Source organism: Ruegeria sp. YTSC004 (assembly GCF_059609805.1).
On record NZ_JBXWMJ010000003.1, the window covers coordinates 95,666 to 110,258 of the forward strand.

13 protein-coding genes are annotated in these 14,593 nt (G+C 57.3%); 10 read left to right on the plus strand and 3 right to left on the minus strand.

All coding sequences use genetic code 11. The annotated features are described in order from the left end of the window. Window positions 1–11 precede the first annotated feature (11 nt). Window positions 12–767 (plus strand): RadC family protein, encoded by a 756-nt coding sequence (gene radC / locus AC2FFP_RS07435; protein WP_496736660.1) that lies wholly within the window; start codon window positions 12–14, stop codon window positions 765–767. 3 nt (window positions 768–770) lie between these two features. Here the strand turns inward: radC and AC2FFP_RS07440 are convergent, their stop codons facing one another. The 3 genes from AC2FFP_RS07440 to secA all read right to left on the minus strand — a co-directional run bounded on the left by AC2FFP_RS07440 (window position 771) and on the right by secA (window position 6,096). After that, entirely contained in the window at window positions 771–2,327 is a 1,557-nt protein-coding gene (locus AC2FFP_RS07440; protein ID WP_496880866.1) for a phosphate ABC transporter substrate-binding/OmpA family protein, read from the minus strand. Between the two features lie 24 nt (window positions 2,328–2,351). Then, on the minus strand, window positions 2,352–3,278 hold the full coding sequence (locus AC2FFP_RS07445; RefSeq protein WP_496880867.1) for a hypothetical protein: 927 nt from the start codon (window positions 3,276–3,278) through the stop codon (window positions 2,352–2,354). A gap of 100 nt (window positions 3,279–3,378) precedes the next feature. Beyond that, window positions 3,379–6,096: a preprotein translocase subunit SecA gene (gene secA, locus AC2FFP_RS07450; protein ID WP_496844861.1), complete on the minus strand. Its 2,718-nt coding sequence runs from the start codon at window positions 6,094–6,096 to the stop codon at window positions 3,379–3,381. Window positions 6,097–6,272: 176 nt separating this feature from the next. Here secA and AC2FFP_RS07455 point away from each other — a divergent pair, with 176 nt between their 5' ends. The 9 genes from AC2FFP_RS07455 to AC2FFP_RS07495 all read left to right on the plus strand — a co-directional run bounded on the left by AC2FFP_RS07455 (window position 6,273) and on the right by AC2FFP_RS07495 (window position 14,521). Further along, on the plus strand, window positions 6,273–7,121 hold the full coding sequence (locus tag AC2FFP_RS07455; RefSeq protein ID WP_496844862.1) for a peptidylprolyl isomerase: 849 nt from the start codon (window positions 6,273–6,275) through the stop codon (window positions 7,119–7,121). 5 nt (window positions 7,122–7,126) lie between these two features. Beyond that, entirely contained in the window at window positions 7,127–8,353 is a 1,227-nt protein-coding gene (argJ, locus tag AC2FFP_RS07460) for a bifunctional glutamate N-acetyltransferase/amino-acid acetyltransferase ArgJ (protein ID WP_496765918.1), read from the plus strand. Further along, window positions 8,350–8,748, plus strand: coding sequence for an 8-oxo-dGTP diphosphatase MutT (gene mutT, locus AC2FFP_RS07465; RefSeq protein WP_496765915.1), 399 nt, complete (start codon window positions 8,350–8,352; stop codon window positions 8,746–8,748). Before argJ ends, mutT begins: the two co-directional genes overlap by 4 nt. 34 nt (window positions 8,749–8,782) lie before the next feature. Next, window positions 8,783–9,076 (plus strand): hypothetical protein, encoded by a 294-nt coding sequence (locus AC2FFP_RS07470; RefSeq protein WP_496765911.1) that lies wholly within the window; start codon window positions 8,783–8,785, stop codon window positions 9,074–9,076. A 246-nt stretch (window positions 9,077–9,322) separates the two neighbouring features. After that, a complete protein-coding gene (locus tag AC2FFP_RS07475; RefSeq protein WP_496844906.1) occupies window positions 9,323–11,266 on the plus strand; it encodes an AMP-binding protein in 1,944 nt (647 codons plus the stop codon). A gap of 78 nt (window positions 11,267–11,344) precedes the next feature. Further along, window positions 11,345–12,163: an ABC transporter ATP-binding protein gene (locus AC2FFP_RS07480; RefSeq protein WP_496765909.1), complete on the plus strand. Its 819-nt coding sequence runs from the start codon at window positions 11,345–11,347 to the stop codon at window positions 12,161–12,163. A 29-nt stretch (window positions 12,164–12,192) separates the two neighbouring features. Next, the gene (locus AC2FFP_RS07485; protein ID WP_058279216.1) at window positions 12,193–13,179 is read left to right on the plus strand and encodes a branched-chain amino acid ABC transporter permease; all 987 of its coding nucleotides are present in this window, start codon (window positions 12,193–12,195) and stop codon (window positions 13,177–13,179) included. Between the two features lie 4 nt (window positions 13,180–13,183). Further along, complete coding sequence (locus AC2FFP_RS07490; RefSeq protein WP_496844864.1) at window positions 13,184–13,441, plus strand: hypothetical protein; 258 nt, start codon at window positions 13,184–13,186, stop codon at window positions 13,439–13,441. 3 nt (window positions 13,442–13,444) lie between these two features. Further along, window positions 13,445–14,521 (plus strand): branched-chain amino acid ABC transporter permease, encoded by a 1,077-nt coding sequence (locus tag AC2FFP_RS07495; RefSeq protein ID WP_496844866.1) that lies wholly within the window; start codon window positions 13,445–13,447, stop codon window positions 14,519–14,521. Window positions 14,522–14,593 lie beyond the last annotated feature (72 nt).

Consider the following 14,593-nt stretch of genomic DNA (forward strand, 5'->3'; position numbering starts at 1 on the left):
ACGGTGGTCCCATGACACAGGACGCCTTTGCCGAAGCACCGATGCTGTTTGAAACCGACGAAGCCCCCGTGCAGCCGCTGCCGACGGGTCGCTTGCCGTCGTATATCAAAGATCACCGCAAACGATTGCGCGAACGGTTTATGTCTGGTGGGTCGGCGGCAATGCCGGATTACGAATTGTTGGAGCTTGCCCTGTTCCGCTCGATCCCACGGCAGGATGTCAAACCCCTGGCCCGAGCGCTGATGGATACGTTTGGCGACTTTAACCGCGTTTTGACTGCGCCCGAAGAACGGCTGCGGCAAATCAAAGGCGTAGGCGATACGGTGATCACCGACCTGAAAATCCTTGAGGCGTGTGCGCATCGGATGACCCGTGCGCGGGTCATGCAACGGCACGTCGTATCAGGCTGGGACGCATTGCTGGACTATTGTCATACGACGATGGCGCATCGCGAGACTGAGCAGTTCCGCGTGTTCTACCTAGACCGAAAGAACGTTCTGATTGCGGATGAAGAACAGGCCAAAGGCACTGTCGACCACGTTCCCGTCTATCCGCGCGAGGTTGCCAAACGCGCGCTTGAGCTGAATGCCTCGGCACTAATCTTGGTACACAATCACCCATCGGGCGATCCGACACCGTCGCAATCGGATATCGATATGACCAACCGAATTCAGGATGCCTGCGTCGCGCTGGGCCTGACGCTGCATGACCATCTGATTATTGGCAAATCGAATGAGTTGAGCTTTCGGTCCGAGGGCTATTTGTGAGGGTTACTGAACCCAGACCTCGACCCTGCGATTGACTTTGCGGCCCCAGTCCGTGTCATCACAGGCCATGGGCATTGCTTCGCCAAATGCGTCCACGGCGATCTCGACACTCTCCGGAATGGCTGTTTCTACCGCCGACAGCACTGCGTTGCGCACGGTCTTTGCCCGCAGCAATGCGATCCTTGCATTGGCTGTGGCCGCGCCTTCGCCGTCGCTAAAGCCCACAAAGGTCAGTTTACGAGCGTCGATGGTCCCGGTTTCGAGGGCGTGGGCCAACTGCCGGATGTTGGAACGTGACTGCGCGTCGGGTCTGGAGGAACCTGCCTCGAACCGGAACGACAGAGACAGGCGCGATTGTGGGCGCAGCGTGTCGATCATGCGCAGTAACTCTTCCAACCCGACCTCGGCACCACCTGAAACCACTGCGTTGGCCAGACGATCCCCTTGCAACCCGATCCGCATGGTTTCGGGTTCTTGATCCACAAATCCGGCATCGCGGATCGCCATCTGTGCCTCGGCGCTTTGCGAATAGGCCAGGAATTGCCGCGCGATGCGGGGCAGGCGGATTTCCGGCAGATACAAGAACATCGGCGATGTCAGCGGATAATCTTCGGTCTTGATGGATTGCCGCGTGGCGGTCAGCGCGTGACCGCAACCGCCGGTCAGAGGCAGGCCCCGGGCAGGCCCGACCTCGGCATGGCTGGCGATACCGATGGCAAAGGGGTCATCAGCGACAGCGCGAACCAGATCGCTGCTACGGGTGTGACGGACGATTCCCTCGGCCAGCGTGGATTGAGCGGGGGCCAGCAACCGGTCCTCAACCCCTTGCGCCAAACCGGAACCCGCGTCTGGTAAGTGCAGGGAAACCGGCGCATCAGGTCCTCCTAATTCAGACCAGTTTTGGATCTCGCCGGAAAACACGCGCACCAGTTCTGCGGGCGAAATTTGCCGCGCCGGGTTTTCCCGGGCCACAATTGGGACAAGCGCGTCCAGCGCGATGACCCGGGATCGCCTTGCATCTGCCAGATCACCCAGACCAGCGGTCTGCGCGGCCTCCTGTTCCGATGGGCGAATTTCACGCAGTGCCATGACGATATCTGTCTCATCGGCGATCAGATCCGCAAAGCCGCCACCTGTGTTGTTAGGGGCGAAATAGAACCGCGCCAAAGGGGCATCGCGCCCGGTCTGGTAAAGCTCATAGGTGAATGCGCCCGAATCCAAACGCTGCGGCGTCGCCGACATCCCCTCTTGCTGGGCGAAACCAACGATCAGGGCCGGCAGTACCTTTTCCGCCATGACGGAAGAACCTGAGAACCGAACCTCGGCCACGAAATCCGTAAGGCTGGGGCAGGCGGGTCCTTCGCAGGTCACACCCGACCCATCCACGGTCAGCTCACCGAACTGCGTATCCACGCGATAAAACTCGCCATCAAAGCTCAGCAGGTTGCCTGTGACCTCGACCTTGCCGTCTTGCGAGGTCAGCGTGATATCCTGTGCGTGTACATAGGACGCCAGAGTCACCGAAATCAGTGTGGCCACTGCCACACGAAAAAATGTCATAAGAAAGTCGAGCCTGCCTGCGGTTTAATTTGCCGCGATTGTCAGGTCTTGGAGCAGATTATTCAACACCAGAAAATCACCGGCTTGTGCGCAATCCGGCATGGGCAGCGTCAAATCGCGCGACCGCAGGCGGCGATCGCCACGCAGCTCGAGCGATTGCACGGCCAAATCCCGGCCGCAATTTGCCTCGGTCACTTCGGCCTCGACCGTCAGTTCGATCGAACCGGTCTGGCTGGTTTCGCCTGCAGGGAAGGAATAGATTTCGATATTCTGCGCGTCACCGAACGCCTGTTGGCCCAGATGCACGACTTTACCCGCACCTTTTGCGTCAGAGTTCGAAGATACATGTCCGGCGGTTCCATAGCTGGCCCCAAATTCCAGCGCATGGATCTGCAGGTCTGTCTCACCCTGCCATTGCAGGGCGATGCGGTTGTAGTTGGACAAGTCGGGGATGTGAGTGGTGGCTACGGTCCCGGTCTGATCATCTACCGAGATCAGAAAGATCGCATATTCCGACAGGGCCGGGATCGTCAGATCCAAAGCGCCGTTTTTGTCCGTTCGTTGGGTAACTGTTAGTCCGCTGTGGTGGATTTCGATCCGTTCATTGCCGTGGCAGGGGGCTTTGACGGTCAGGCGTGCCGCAGCGCCGGGAACGGCTTTAGCACGGGCACTGAGAGTGCAGTTTTCCTGATCAGAGGGGGTCGATCGAGTGGGTTGCAGGGCGCGCCGCGATGCCTTGATGTCGGTGGTTGCATCAGCGGCCGGAAGCGAGGAGGTCAGAACAATTCCTTCCAGCCCGGCAATCACAGAGGATTGATTGGCGGCAGCCACATTTACAGGAGCCTGCGCGCCATCCGATTGCGCTGGCGATCCATTTTGCATCAGGTAACCAATGGCTAAGGCACAAGCGACGGTGCCGCCAGTGGTCACGTAATTCTTTATTACAAACAAAACACCCTCCCCAGTTGAAGGAGCGAGTCGCATCCTGAAGTTGAATCACGGCCAATATGTGGCCGTGAAACGGACTCAATGTGTTTTGATCAAGGTGACGTTAGGTCAGCCGGCCGTGGCAGTGTTTGAATTTCTTGCCAGATCCACAAGGGCAGAGATCGTTGCGCGACGGGTTCCCCCAAGTCGAGGGATCGTCTTCGACAAAGCCAGGGCGCGCATCGCCTGAAGCCTGGGCTTCGGCCAGTGCTTCCGCCTTGTCGGTGGCTTGATCCACCGCCCGTTGTGCCTGAGCTTGCTGAGCTTGCATCTGGGCCAGCATTTCGCGCTGTTCCTCTTCGGTCAGCGGACGGACGCGCGACAATTGCTGAGTCACTGTTTCGCGCAGACTGTCCAGCATCCCTTCGAACAGCTGGAAGCTTTCGTTCTTGTATTCATTCAGCGGGTCGCGCTGGGCGTAACCGCGGAATCCAACGACCGAGCGCAGATGTTCCAGCGTCAGCAAGTGCTCGCGCCATTTGCTGTCGATCGTCTGCAGCAGAACCTGCTTTTCGATGTTGCGCATATTTTCGGGACCGAAGGCTGCCGCCTTTTGCGCCATCATCTCATCGGCAGCATTGACCAGACGCTCGCGCACCTGTTCATCATCGACGCCTTCCTCGGCGGCCCAGTCCTGTACAGGCGCGTCGATGGTCAGCTTTTCCTTGATTGCCGCGTGCAGGCCATCGGTATCCCACTGATCGGCATAGGTTTTTGGCGGCATGTATTCGTCGATCAAATCGTCAATCACCTGTTCGCGCATGTCCGAGACGATCTCGGACAGGTCATCGGTCGACATGATTTCGCGCCGCTGGCTGAACACCACTTTACGCTGGTCATTCATCACGTCGTCGAATTTCAGAACGTTCTTGCGCATGTCAAAGTTTCGGCCTTCGACCTTGGACTGTGCGCGTTCCAGCGACTTGTTCACCCAAGGATGAACAATTGCCTCGCCCTCTTTCATGCCCAGCGTAGTCAGAACCTTGTCGAGCCGTTCCGAGCCAAAGATGCGCATCAGGTCGTCTTCGAGGCTCAGGTAGAACACGGTGCGGCCCGGGTCACCCTGACGGCCCGAACGACCGCGCAGCTGGTTGTCGATCCGACGGCTTTCGTGACGTTCGGATGCCATGACGTAAAGACCACCGGCCGCCAGAACCTTTTCCTTTTCCTCGGCGTGGCGGGCCTCTTCCTTGGCGCGCAACTCGGCAGGATCGGCCTCGGGGTTTTCGGCCAGCGCCTGGAGCACATTCATCTCGACATTGCCGCCCAGCTGAATGTCGGTGCCGCGGCCAGCCATGTTGGTGGCAATGGTCACCGCACCATATCGGCCAGCATCGGCCACGATTTGTGCCTCTTGCTCGTGCTGGCGGGCGTTCAGAACGTTATGTTCGATGCCTTCCTTTTGCAGCAGCTGGCTTAGCAGTTCGGATTTCTCGATCGAGGTTGTGCCCAAAAGAACCGGCTGGCCCTTTTCCTGCGCTTCCTTGGTCTCGTCAATCATCGCGCCGTATTTCTCACCGGCGGTGCGATAGACCTGATCGTCTTCGTCAAGACGGGCAATCGGCCTGTTGGTCGGAACCTCGACCACGCCCAGACCGTAGATTTCGGCGAATTCTTCGGCTTCGGTCAGCGCGGTGCCGGTCATGCCACCCAGCTTGTCATACAGACGGAAGTAGTTCTGGAAGGTCACACTGGCCAGCGTCACGTTTTCAGGCTGAATTTGGACGCCTTCCTTGGCTTCGATGGCCTGATGCAGACCTTCGGACAGACGGCGACCTGGCATCATCCGGCCTGTAAACTCGTCAATCAGAACGACGTTTCCGTCACGGACGATGTAGTCTTTGTCACGTGTAAACAGCTTGTGTGCGCGCAGACCCTGGTTGACGTGGTGTACCACCGTGGTGCTTTCGGGGTCATACAGAGAATGGCCTTCGGGGATCAGACCGTTGGCAATCAGCTGTTGTTCCAGGAACTCGTTGCCCTCATCGGTGAAGGTCACGTTCCGGGACTTTTCATCCAACGTAAAGTGATCATCGCTTAGCGAGGGGATCAGGGCGTCGATGCTGGTATACAGGTCCGAGCGGTCCTCGGACGGGCCCGAGATGATCAATGGCGTCCGCGCTTCGTCGATCAGGATCGAGTCGACCTCGTCCACAATCGCGAAATTGTGGTACTTTTGGTAAATCTGATCCAGCTCCGCCTTCATGTTATCGCGCAGATAGTCAAAACCCAACTCGTTGTTGGTGGCATAGGTGACGTCACAGGCGTACGCGGCTTTTTTGTCGGCATCCGGCTGACCCGACCAGATTACGCCGGTGGTCATGCCAAGGGCACCAAAGACTTTGCCCATCCACTCGGCGTCACGCTTGGCCAGGTATTCGTTTACCGTAACCACGTGCACGCCCTTGCCGGTCAATGCGTTCAGGTAGGCGGGGAAGGTGGCAACCAGCGTCTTGCCCTCACCCGTCTTCATTTCCGAGATATTGCCCTGATGCAGGAACGCGCCGCCCATCAGCTGTACGTCAAAGGCGCGCAGACCCAGCGCGCGTCTGGCACCTTCGCGAACGTTGGCAAAGGCTTCTGGCAGCAAGTCGTCCAGCGCCTCACCATCAAGTGCGCGTTTGCGCAGTTCGGCGGTCTTTTCGATCAGGCCCTCATCGGACAGCTTTTCGAACTCAGGTTCCAGCGCATTGATCTTTTCGACCAGCGGACGGGTCGCCTTGATCTTGCGGTCGTTCGGTGTTCCGAACACCTTTTTGGCGAGCGTTCCGAGTCCCAGCATGTTCACTCCAGCGGATCTGTTCTTGTCTTGGTTGCGACAGGCTTGCCCACCTTGCTTGCAACCCATAGATACGGGGGATGAAAGGCGGCCCTGTCCAAGGCTTCAAAGCGATGTAAGCGGCAGGTCCCAGAGTGTCAACGCCACGCCCCGTCGCGGCAAAGAAATAGGATGATTCCATGCCCAAAGGCCTCACTTTTCTGCCATCGCTGGCTCTGGCTGCCGTGATGGCGATGCCGCTTGCCGCCGAAACCAAGCCGGACGCGGATACGGTTGTCGCCAATGTGAACGGGGATGAAATCACATTGGGTCACGTTATCGCATCCGTTGCAGCCCTGCCGCCGAATTACGCCGAGGTCGAAGATGATGTTCTGTACGAATTCGTAATCGAGCAATTGATCCAGCAGCAATTGCTGGCGCAGCAGCAGGACGATCTGAACCGGCTGAACCAGTTGGGATTGGAAAACGAAGGCCGTTCCATGCGGGCGGTGCAGACAGTAAATGCGTTGCTGGGCGATGTCGTGACCGAAGAGTCAATTCAGGCAGCCTATGATGCGGAATTTGGCAACTTCGAAGGCGAAGATGAGTTCGACGCCAGCCATATTCTTGTAGCCACCGAAGAAGAAGCCAAGGAAATTAAAACTCTGCTGGATGACGGCGGCGATTTTGCCGAAACGGCCAAGGAAAAGTCGACCGGCCCATCGGGTCCGAATGGCGGGTCATTGGGATGGTTTGGCAAGGGCCAGATGGTGCCGGAATTCGAAAACGCCGTTGTTGCGTTGGAAAAGGGTCAGATTTCGGATCCGGTGCAAACACAGTTCGGCTGGCACCTGATCATTCTCAACGACACGCGAAAATCCGAAGCGCCGGAACTTGATGCCGTCCGTGAACAGCTGGCACAGTCCCTTCAGCAGGACGCGATTCAAGCCAAAATCGACGAGCTGACGCAGCAGTCGCAGATCGAACGCCCTGCTTTGGACGGTGTTGGCCCCGAGGTCATCCGTCAGATCGACCTGATTCAGGAGTAACCCCAGTGGCCGCGATCACCAAGGTTTCGCCGCTGGCTCCAGCGGCCTTCCCCGAATTGCCTGCGATTGACGGTGTGCGTTTTGCCACCGTCGAGGCTGGCGTGCGTTATCAGGGCCGTACCGACGTGATGTTGGCGGTTCTGGATCCGGGCACATCTGTGGCTGGGGTGTTTACCCGGTCCGCCACACGCGCAGCCCCCGTGCTGGACTGTCAGGACAAGATCGGCGGGTCCAGCGATGGGCCTGCGGCGATTTTGGTGAACTCCGGCAATGCCAATGCCTTTACCGGTCACTATGGCCAGACTTCAGTGGCCGAGGTGACGCAGGCCGTCTCCAAAGCCACCGGTGTCGCGGTAGAGCGGGTCTTTACCTCATCAACCGGCGTGATTGGTGAGCCGCTGCCGCATGACCGCATCGTAGCACAGCTTGAGGCGTTGAAGATGGGCCTCAGCCGTCATGCCATCGAGGATGCGGCGCGGGCGATCATGACCACGGATACGTTCCCCAAAGGGGCCAGCGCAAAGGTCGAGATTGACGGAAAAACAGTCTCTATTGCAGGGATTACCAAGGGGTCAGGCATGATCGCGCCGGATATGGCGACGATGCTGGTCTACATCTTTACCGATGCACAGGTCGAACAGTCCGCGCTGCAGGCGATGCTGAGCGCCCAAACCGACCGGACGTTCAACTGCATCACCGTCGACAGCGACACATCGACCTCGGACAGTCTGTTGCTCTGTGCAACCGGGGCCTCAGGCGTGGACGCAACCGGCGATGCGGCGTTTGCCGAGGCGTTGGAGGGCGTGATGCTTGACTTGGCGCAACAGGTTGTGCGTGACGGCGAAGGTGCTACGAAATTCGTGGAAATTTGTGTAACCGGTGCCGCCTCGGATGCGGACGCCAAGGTGCACGGACTGGCGATTGCCAACTCACCTTTGGTGAAAACGGCCATTGCTGGAGAAGACCCGAACTGGGGCCGCATCGTCATGGCCATCGGTAAATCCGGTGCCGCCGCTGACCGCGACCTGCTGAGCATTTCCTTCGGGGATATTCTGGTTGCCGAAAAGGGCTGGGTCAGCCCGGATTACCGTGAGGATGACGCCGCCGCCTATATGAAAGGTCAAGACCTTGTGATTGCGGTCGATCTTGGGCTGGGCGAAGGCAAATCCACCGTTTGGACCTGCGATCTGACCCACGGCTATATCGAGATCAACGCGGATTATCGCTCGTGAAGACCTTACTGGTGTCTGCTGTCGCCCTGATCGACATTGAGGGCCGGGTGCTACTGGCCCAACGACCCGAGGGCAAATCCATGGCCGGTCTCTGGGAGTTCCCCGGTGGCAAAATCGAACCCGGCGAAACCCCCGAGGCTGCCCTGATCCGCGAATTGCACGAGGAACTGGGCATCGACACCTGGGCCTCATGCCTCGCCCCGCTGACCTTTGCCAGCCACAGCTATGACGATTTTCACCTGCTGATGCCGTTGTTTGCTTGTCGCAAGTGGGAAGGTATTCCGCAGTCGAAAGAAGGTCAGGCGTTGAAATGGGTGCGTGCGAATGAGTTGCGGAACTATCCGATGCCTGCGGCGGATGTGCCTTTGATTCCGATTTTGCGGGATTGGTTGTAACTTGCTGATTTTCCGTCTTGAAAAAGAGACTTTAATGGAAAGTACGATAACGACCTCTGTTGGAAGCAGTGAATGGGAAATCGCCCCTGCAAACACTATTGCAGTTATCTTGCTGTTTGTACTGTTTATCTATTTGTTCTTTAGACACTTTATGTTTGTTCTAATGGTCATGGACGTGGGTATTGGTTGGCTTAGGAAATTTGAGTGGTTCCCCAAAGAAAAGCGGCGGCTCAAAGCTCTGTTCCACTGGATGGTCGCAAATGCGCTATTTTTTGGGTACTTATTGGTTGCGGATAAGCTCGGGTATCTTGAGTTTATCCCCACTTGAAAAATTCTCCAGCCAAGAAGCTCTTTTGACTTACGTCTGTCAGGCGGTCCGATTTCTGTACTACCACTGTTACAATTCGTAAGAATTGAGAAAACATCAGGTAAAAGTTGACGCTGATCTTTCCTGCGTCCCTTAGTGGGGCGTTGGCGTCCGGGGTTGATCCCTGGTCCGCCGTTTCCGGCCCGGAGGAGGGGTCGGATGGGGAGGAGAAAGAGATTGGCTCAGACGCAGTCGGGCGCTGAAGGGATGCACTCTCTTCCGGCGCTGCTACACCGCAATGCGACCCAGTTCGGGGACGCCCCGGCCTACCGGGAAAAGGAATTCGGAATCTGGCAATGCTGGACCTGGGCCGAAACGGCCAGGGAAATCCGTTCGATTGCCCTGGGCTTTCTGGAACTTGGCGTTGAAAAAGGCGACCACATCGCAGTGATCGGGCGCAATCGTCCGGCGCATTACTGGTCGATGGTTGCGGCTCAGATGGTGGGTGCTGTGCCAGTTCCGCTGTATCAGGATGCAGTCGCTGAGGAGATGGCCTATGTGCTGGATCATTGCGGCGCAAAATACGTCGTCTGCGGTGATCAGGAGCAGGTCGACAAGGTCATCGAGATTCAGGAGAACCTGCATCAGGTCAAACACATCCTCTACACCGACAAACGGGGGATGCGGAAATACGATCACAGCCAGATGAACGCATTGGACGATCTGATGGCCGAAGGCAGTGCCGGTCATGCGCGTTTTGATGCGGAACTGGATCGTCGGATTGCCGAGATCGATTACGACGGCACCTGCGTCATGCTGTATACGTCGGGCACCACGGGTAAACCCAAGGGCGTGGTGCTGTCGAACCGGAATGTGATCGAAAGCGCCAAGAATTCCGCCGAGTTCGATCATTTGAACCGGAACGAAGACATCCTGTCTTACCTGCCGATGGCTTGGGTAGGCGATTTCATCTTTTCCATCGGTCAGGCCTATTGGTGCGGCTTCTGCGTGAACTGCCCTGAAAGCGCCGACACGATGATGACGGACCTGCGCGAGATCGGGCCGACTTATTTCTTCGCCCCACCACGAGTGTTTGAAACTCAGCTGACCAATGTGATGATCCGGATGGAGGACGCTGGCAAGCTGAAGCAGCGTATGTTTCATCACTTCATGGCGCATGCCAAGAAAGTTGGCGGGCTGCTGCTGGACGGTAAGCCGGTTGGGTTCGGCGACCGCGTGAAATACGCGCTGGGCAACCTGCTGGTTTACGGGCCACTCAAGGATACACTGGGTTATGGCCGCTTTCGCGTAGGTTATACTGCGGGTGAAGCAATCGGTCCGGAGATTTTTGATTTCTACCGCTCTTTGGGCATCAACCTGAAACAGCTTTATGGTCAGACCGAAGCGACCGTATTTATCACGGTTCAACCCGATGGAGAGGTGCGCGCCGATACCGTTGGTGTGCCCGCCCCGGACGTTGAGCTGAAGATCGACGACAAGGGCGAAATCCACTACCGCTCGCCCGGTGTGTTTGTCGAGTACTATAACAACCCGGATTCCACGGCCTCGACCAAGGACGCCGAGGGATGGGTTGCCACTGGCGATGCCGGTTTCATCGAAGAAAACTCAGGACATTTGCGGATAATTGACCGCGCCAAGGACGTTGGCAAGATGGCCGACGGGTCGATGTTTGCGCCGAAATACGTCGAGAACAAGTTGAAATTCTATCCCGACATCCTTGAGGTTGTTTTGTTCGGAAACGGCAAAGACCGCTGCGTGGCCTTTATCAATATTGACCTCACAGCAGTGGGCAACTGGGCGGAACGCAACAACGTAGCCTATGCGTCTTATCAGGAACTGACTGCAAATCCCCGTGTGTTAGAGACGATTCGTAGCCATGTCGAAGAGGTGAACAAGTCTGTAGCCGCTGATGAGATGTTGTCGGGCTGTCAGGTGCATCGCTTTGTGGTTCTGCACAAAGAACTGGACGCGGATGACGGTGAGATGACCCGTACGCGGAAGGTGCGCCGCGGATTTGTCGAGGACAAGTTCAGTGACATCATCGATGCGCTTTATGACGGGTCCAAGCAGGTCTCAACCACGACCGAAGTGACCTATGAAGACGGCCGCAAGGGGTCGATCAGTGCCACGCTTGAAATCGTGGATGCGCCGGTCGTACCGGTTGCGCAGCACAAGGTGGCGGCGGAATGAGGGCCGGTCATGCGCCGCTCGACCTGCGGTCATCGCCCCGCCCGCCGTCCCGTTTTTCCGCAAGTCAGGGAGTGACTGATGCTGGATAACTCCGAAGGATATGTCACCGAAGATGGCCGCAAGATCGGCGGCGTGGTGATGGAGATGAAGAACATCACCCTGCGTTTTGGCGGTGTGGTGGCGATCAAGGATATCTCATTCGACATTCGTGAAGGCGAGATCCGCGCCATCATCGGTCCGAACGGCGCCGGTAAATCCTCGATGCTGAACGTGATTTCAGGGTTCTATATCCCGCAGGAGGGCGAGGTCTGGTTCCATGGGGCCAAGCGTCCGCAGATGCGCCCTTATGAAGTTGCGCGGCAAGGTATTGCCCGGACGTTCCAGAACATTGCCCTTTTCGAAGGCATGAGCGTGCTGGACAACGTCATGACCGGGCGGCTGAACTATATGAAAACCAACCTCTTTCAGCAGGCCCTGTGGAAGGGCAAGGCTGAGGCGGAAGAGGTTGAAAACCGCGAAGCGGTCGAGAAAATCATCGACTTTCTCGAAATTCAGCACATCCGTAAAACTCCGGTATCCCGTCTGCCATACGGTCTGAAAAAGCGGGTCGAACTGGCCCGTGCGCTGGCGGCGGAACCCAAACTGTTGCTGCTGGATGAACCTATGGCCGGCATGAACGTTGAAGAGAAAGAGGACATGAGCCGCTTTATCCTCGACGTGAATGACGAGTTTGGCACCACCATCGCGCTAATCGAGCATGACATGGGTGTTGTGATGGACCTGAGCGATCGGGTGGTCGTGATGGATTACGGCAAGAAGATCGGCGACGGCACCCCGGATGAGGTGCGCAGCAATCAGGAAGTCATCGACGCCTATCTGGGGGTAAGTCATGACTGAGCAACTGACAGACATGAGAGGGGGCACACATGCCTGATCAGCTGATTTTCGCGATGGAGGTTTTCCTCAACGGTCTTATGGCCGGTGTGCTGTACGCTCTGGTCGCGCTGGGCTTTGTATTGATCTACAAAGCGTCCGGAATCTTCAACTACGCCCAAGGGGTTATGGCCCTGTTTGCCGCCATGACGCTTGTGGGGATCATGAACGGGCAGGTCCCGTTTGCCCACCTGATCAACGCTACTTTCGGGACTCATATCCACAAGTTCGGATGGAATGTGCCAGCGTTTGTGGCGATTATCCTGACGATGGGTGTCATGGTTCTGCTGGCCTGGGCGGTACAGCGCTTTGTGATGCGGCATTTGGTCGGTCAAGAGCCGATCATCCTGTTCATGGCGACCATCGGTCTGGCTTATTTCCTTGAGGGCGTGGCTGACCTGATGTGGGGATCCGAGATCAAGACATTGGATGTCGGCCTGCCGCAGGGTATCAACTTGTGGATCGATGAGACCACGTTCAACATCTTTGGCTACGGCTTCTTTATCGACAATCTGGACCTTGTGGCGACGGTGATAGCCGCGCTGCTGGTGACCGCACTGGTCGCGTTCAGCCAATACACCAAGCAGGGCCGGGCGATGCGCGCCGTGGCGGATGACCACCAGGCGGCTCTGTCGGTCGGCATCTCGCTGAACTTCATCTGGATCATGGTGTGGTCGGTTGCGGGTTTTGTCGCGCTGGTTGCAGGCATCATGTGGGGTACCAAGTCGGGCGTGCAGTTCTCACTGTCACTGATTGCGCTCAAGGCGCTGCCGGTGCTGATGCTGGGCGGGTTCACCTCGATCCCCGGTGCCATCGTCGGCGGGTTGATCATTGGTGTGGGCGAGAAACTGTTCGAGTTTGCCATTGGCCCGCTGGTCGGCGGAGCGACCGAAAACTGGTTTGCGTACGTACTGGCGCTGATCTTCCTCGTGTTCCGGCCGCAAGGTCTGTTCGGTGAGAAGATCATCGAGAGGGTCTAGCGGCATGACCAAGCTGATCGCCATCATCAACGTGATCGCATGGGCCGGGTTCTGGGCTTTTGGCTACATCGCGCTCACTTCGGAGGATTTGACCGAAGGCCAGTTGGTGATTGCAGCAATTCTGGCTTTTGCCGGGCTCGCCATGGGCATCTTGGCCTACATGAAACTGGTGCGCGCCTCAGAGGCGAGCGGATATGCAAAAGGCTCCAAGCAGCTGGACGCCGAGGCCCGCAACCGGGCGCAGGAAGAATGGGGAAAGTAAGACATGTTTTATCGTGAGGCCGGGGATTTCAAAACCTCCTACACAGATGACAGCCAAACCTTTCCGATCAAGTTCGACCGGTATCGGTATTATGTGGTTCTGGCGGTGGCTTTCGGGATAATTCCCCTCGTCATCAATGACTACTGGGCCAATGCGCTGTTACTGCCCTTTTTGATTTATGCCATTGCGGCAATCGGGTTGAACATCCTTGTGGGCTATTGCGGGCAGGTATCCTTGGGTACCGGTGGTTTCATGGCTGTGGGCGCCTATGCCTGCTACAAGCTGATGACCTCGTTCCCTGATGTCAGCATGTTCATTCATGTCATTCTGGCTGGCGGCATAACGGCCATTGTCGGGGTGCTGTTTGGCCTGCCCAGCCTTCGGATCAAGGGATTTTATCTCGCGGTGGCCACACTGGCCGCGCAGTTCTTCCTTGTGTGGCTGTTTAACCGGGTGCCGTGGTTCTACAACTATTCGGCTTCGGGTCAGATCAATGCGCCGGAACGGGATGTGTTTGGCATCATCATCACCGGTCCGAATGCACCGGCATGGGCCACCTATATGTTCTGCCTGATTTTCTTGGCCGTCAGCGCCCTTATCGCGCGCAACCTGACGCGCGGCACGACTGGCCGGACATGGATGGCGATCCGTGACATGGACATCGCGGCCGAGATCATCGGGGTAAACCCATTGAAGGCCAAGATGAGCGCCTTTGCCGTCAGCTCGTTCTTCATCGGCATCGCAGGAGCGCTGTTCTTTGCAGTCTATCTTGGCGCGGTCGAGGTCGGCGAAGTATTCGGTATCCAGAAATCGTTCCTAGTCCTGTTCATGATTATTATCGGAGGGTTAGGGTCTATTTTCGGATCGTTCGCCGGTGCCGCTTTCCTTGTTCTGCTGCCGGTGGTCCTGAAAGTGGTGGGCGTCGACGTTCTGGGCTGGCCCACGGATATCGTAGCACATCTGCAGCTGGTGATCGTCGGCGCGCTGATCATCATGTTCCTGATCTTGGAACCGCACGGGCTGGCACAACTGTGGCGCGTGGCGAAAGAGAAACTCAGACTATGGCCGTTCCCGCACTAAGGGGTCGGCCCAATGAAAAAACGGGCGGCACAAGCCTGAACGCAACATCGGACTAACCAAGGGAGGAGACAC